This window comes from Sphingomonas sp. FUKUSWIS1, assembly GCF_000733135.1.
GTDB lineage: Bacteria > Pseudomonadota > Alphaproteobacteria > Sphingomonadales > Sphingomonadaceae > Sphingomonas > Sphingomonas aerolata.
In genome coordinates, this window is the sequence record NZ_JPJC01000217.1 from 3415 (window position 1) to 7643 (window position 4229).

The following is a 4229-nucleotide window of genomic DNA, read 5'->3' on the forward strand; positions in this document are numbered from 1 at the left end:
CGACTCGACCGCATCCGACAGCGAATCGAGCACCGGCGCGATCTGCGCGAGCAGGCGTTCGCCGTCGGCGTTCAGCACCATCGCCTGATGCCGGCGTGCGAACAGCGGCTTGGCGATGAAGCGCTCAAGGCTCTGCACGCGCCGGCTGAGCGCGGGCGCGGACAGCGCCAGCTCCTCCGCGGCGGCCTTGATCGAGCCCAGCCGCGCGACCTGGACGAACGCCTCGATAGCCCCGAGTGGCGGCAGCCTCCGCATGATTCCTCCCCGACTCCCTTATTCGACTCGATGCATGTGATCCGCATCATTGGCCGCATTGAAGCCTACGATTGCAGTTAGCGCAATCGTAGCGGATCCATTCGCACTTGCAACATGAACCGCCTCGACGCAAAAAGACCTCGCCTTTCAGGCATCCTCTCCTAAAAACTTTCATGGGCTGGCCTTCATTGGCCGGCCCTTTTTTTTGTCTTTTCAAGTCCTCGCAAGCCCGGCGGCGGCCCCCCATCTGACACGCTTCGAGTTTGAAGGAGTCGAGATGCCCGATAGCGAAACCCCGACGCGGAAAATCCAGGTGGCGAACGCGCGTCCCGAGGACAGCGGCCGCGGCCTGGCGCATCTGCCGCGCGCGCTGATGGCGACGCTCGGCATCGGCGAGGGCGACGTGATCGAGATCCTCGGCAAGCAGAACACGCCCGCGCGCGCGGTCGGGCCGTATCCGGAGGACGAGGGGCTCGACATCCTGCGCATCGACGGGCTCCAGCGCGCCAATGCGGGCGTCGGCTCGGGCGATTTCGTCGAGGTGCGCAAGGCCGAATCGAAGCCCGCGACGCGCGTCGTCTTCGCACCCGCACAGCAGAATCTGCGGCTTCAGGGCTCGACCAACGCGTTGAAGCGCACGTTCCTCGGCCGGCCGATCTGCCAGGGCGACATCGTCGCGACCGCGGGGCATCAGCGCGTCGGCAACATGCCCGCGGGCGTCCAGCAGTTCATGAACGCGCCCGCTTATGCGCTGCAGGAGATCCGCCTCGCAGTGATCGCCGCCAGCCCCAAAGGCGTCGTCCATATCGACGAGAATACCGAGATCGAGCTGCGCCCCGAATATGAGGAGCCGCAGGACGCGCGCCGCGCCGACGTCACCTATGACGATATCGGCGGCATGGCGCAGACGATCGACCAGTTGCGCGAGATGGTCGAGCTGCCGTTGCGCTATCCCGAACTCTTTCAGCGTCTCGGCGTCGATCCGCCCAAGGGCGTGCTGCTGCACGGCCCCCCCGGTACCGGCAAGACGCGGCTCGCGCGCGCGGTCGCCAACGAATCCGACGCGCAGTTCTTCCTGATCAACGGCCCCGAGATCATGGGGTCGGCCTATGGCGAATCGGAAGGCAAGCTGCGCCAGGTGTTCGAGGAGGCCGCCAAGGCCGCACCGTCGATCGTCTTCATCGACGAGATCGATTCGATCGCGCCCAAGCGCGGGCAGGTGTCGGGCGAGGCGGAAAAGCGTCTCGTCGCGCAGCTGCTGACGCTGATGGACGGGCTGGAAGCGCGCGCGAACCTCGTCGTGATCGCCGCGACCAACCGTCCCGAGGCGATCGACGAGGCGCTCAGGCGTCCCGGCCGGTTCGACCGCGAGATCGTCGTCGGCGTCCCCGACGAGCGCGGCCGCCGCGAAATCCTCGGCATCCATGCGCGCGGCATGCCGCTCGGCGACCGTGTCGATCTCGACGAGCTGGCGCGCACGACCTACGGCTTTGTCGGCGCGGATCTCGCAGCGCTCGCACGCGAGGCGGCGATCGAGGCGGTGCGGCGGATCATGCCCAAGCTCAACCTCGAGGAACGCACAATCCCGCCCGAGGTGCTCGACGACCTGTCGGTCACGCGTGAGGATTTCCTGGGTGCATTGAAGCGCGTCCAGCCATCCGCGATGCGTGAGGTCATGGTCCAGGCGCCGACCGTGCGCTGGGCCGATGTCGGCGGGCTCGACGATGCGCAGATGCGGCTGAAGGAAGGCGTCGAGCTTCCGCTCAAGAATCCCGACGCGTTCCGCCGCTTGGGCATCCGCCCGGCCAAGGGCTTCCTGCTCTACGGCCCGCCAGGGACCGGCAAGACGTTGCTCGCAAAGGCGGTCGCGCGCGAGGCGGAGGCCAATTTCATCGCCACCAAATCGTCCGACCTGCTCAGCAAATGGTATGGCGAGAGCGAGCAGCAGATCACCCGGCTGTTCCAGCGCGCGCGTCAGGTCGCACCCTGCGTCATCTTCATCGACGAACTCGATTCGCTGGTACCCGCCCGCGGCAGCGGGGCGGGCGAGCCGCAGGTGACCGAGCGTGTGGTGAACACGATCCTCGCCGAGATGGACGGTCTGGAAGAACTCCAGTCGGTCGTCGTGATCGGCGCGACCAACCGCCCCAATCTGATCGACCCGGCGCTGCTGCGCCCGGGGCGGTTCGACGAGCTCGTCTATGTCGGCGTACCCGACACGGCGGGGCGCCGGCGGATCCTCGGCATCCAGACGCAGAAGATGCCGCTCGCGTCCGACGTCGATCTTGATCGTCTCGCGGACCGCACCGACCGGTTCTCGGGTGCGGATCTGGAGGACGTCGTCCGCCGCGCAGGCCTTGTCGCGTTGCGTCGCTCGATCGATTCGACCGACGTGACGATGGCCGATTTCGACAACGCGCTGAAGGAATCGCGCGCCAGCGTCACGCCCGAGACCGAGCGTGAGTATGAGCAGATGGCCGCCCGCCTGAAACAGGACGCGACCGCCATCCAGCCGATCGGCTTCGCCTTCCCCAGTAAAGGCGCGGCGTGATCATCGCCCCTCTCCTTGGCGGGAGAGGGGCTACCGCCAGCATGGTTCCATTCGGCGGTCTATAGTCGACTGGCCGAATGGCCCTGATCTTGTGCCATGTGTTGACATTACCGGGCACGGGTCCAATGTAACTTTCATGTACGCATCCGCGACACATAAGCGTTTCCTCGACCACGCCGGCCAACTCGCCGCACGGGGTTAGCCCGAGCTCGCGGCTATAGGCCGCTGGAGTTCGGGCTTTATTCGATCTGACCTTTGGGAGGTGCGCTGCACGCCCGTGATCTCGAATATACGGAAACCACGCAATGTCAGGCCCAGCCTCTGAATCTGGCGATCACTCGCCAGCGCGCCGCGACGTCGATGAAGACGCCCTGTCCCCGAAAACCTCGTTGCGGATGCGTCCGAGGAGTTTCTTTTCGAAGCAATTCGATATGGAAATCGTCGAAGACTATTCAAAGGAAGAGGCCGATCGGGACTCCGCTGGGCAGCCGAAATGGCTCAACCGACTGATCCAGATGAACTTGTTACTGATGATCCTCTTGATCGGGGTTCCGCTGCTTCTGTACTGCATCGGAATGTCGGCGAAGTAGCGGAATCGCGGCCTGATGAATCTCGGTCAGCCGCCCGACGCGTCCTTCGCCTCATTCAGCGTCGCCCAGGCATAGCCGATCAACACCACGCACGCCGCGCCCGCGACCAGATAGGGCAGCGAGTGCTGCGCCTCGTACAGTCCGACCCCGATCGACGGGCCGAGCACGAAGCTCGCGCCGTTGATGCTGGTCACCTTGCCCGCGACCGACCCTTGCGCATTCGCGCCGACCGCGAGCGAAGCGCCAGCGGTAAAGCCTGGCCGCGTGAAGCCGAAGCCGAGGCTCGCCAGCGCATAGGCGGTCGCGATCGTGTAGAGCGAGGTCGCGATCCCCGTCAGCGCGGTGCCCGCCGCCGCCAGCACCAGCCCGGTCAGGACGAGCTGGCGCGGGGTCAGGTTGAGCCGCGGAATGATTCCCCATTGCGCGAGCAGCGCTGCACCCGCGCCCATCATCAGCACGATCCCCGTGGGCTCGAGCGCGAGTGCGGGGGCAAGGTTGAGCCGGTCGATCACCAGGAACCCGATCGCCTGCCCGGTCATCGCCTGCGCATGCCCCATCACCAGCCCGGCGATCATCCAGGCGCGGATGCGCGGATCGGTATAGCCGACCTGTTCGACATGCGACTGGGTCGCGGCGGTGACCGACGCCCCGCTCGGCGCGCCGCCGATCGATGGATAGGCCGAACTCGCGCCGTGCGTGTCGTCATGCGGCGCGACGATCCGGTCGTCGGGCAGCATCCGCCGCACCGTGATCCACACCGCCACGCCGAACAGCGCGAACAGGAAGGCGGGGCCCGCCAGCCCTACCTCGAGTCCGCCGACCGACCCGAGGAT

At 66.3% G+C, this 4229-nt stretch carries 3 protein-coding genes and 1 pseudogene; 2 read left to right on the forward strand and 2 right to left on the reverse strand.

From position 1 onward, the window contains the following. On the reverse strand, positions 1–255 hold a 255-nt coding region (locus tag sphsw_RS13115; RefSeq protein ID WP_031440997.1), incomplete at its 3' end, for a LysR family transcriptional regulator. Positions 256–532: 277 nt separating this feature from the next. On the opposite strand from sphsw_RS13115, the gene sphsw_RS13120 reads away from it, so the two are divergent. After that, positions 533–2806: a CDC48 family AAA ATPase gene (locus sphsw_RS13120; protein WP_031440998.1), complete on the forward strand. Its 2274-nt coding sequence runs from the start codon at positions 533–535 to the stop codon at positions 2804–2806. A gap of 305 nt (positions 2807–3111) precedes the next feature. Then, positions 3112–3396, forward strand: a complete 285-nt coding sequence (locus sphsw_RS13125) for a hypothetical protein (protein WP_152555491.1) — start codon at positions 3112–3114, stop codon at positions 3394–3396. A gap of 26 nt (positions 3397–3422) precedes the next feature. On the opposite strand, the pseudogene sphsw_RS13130 reads toward sphsw_RS13125, so the two are convergent. Continuing rightward, positions 3423–4229: pseudogene (locus sphsw_RS13130) on the reverse strand (MFS transporter); the annotation flags it as partial.

Coding starts and splice junctions, on each gene's coding strand:
- sphsw_RS13120 (WP_031440998.1), top strand. CDS start 533: ATGCCCGATAGCGAAACCCCGACGCGGAAAATCCAGGTGGCGAACGCG.
- sphsw_RS13125 (WP_152555491.1), top strand. CDS start 3,112: ATGTCAGGCCCAGCCTCTGAATCTGGCGATCACTCGCCAGCGCGCCGC.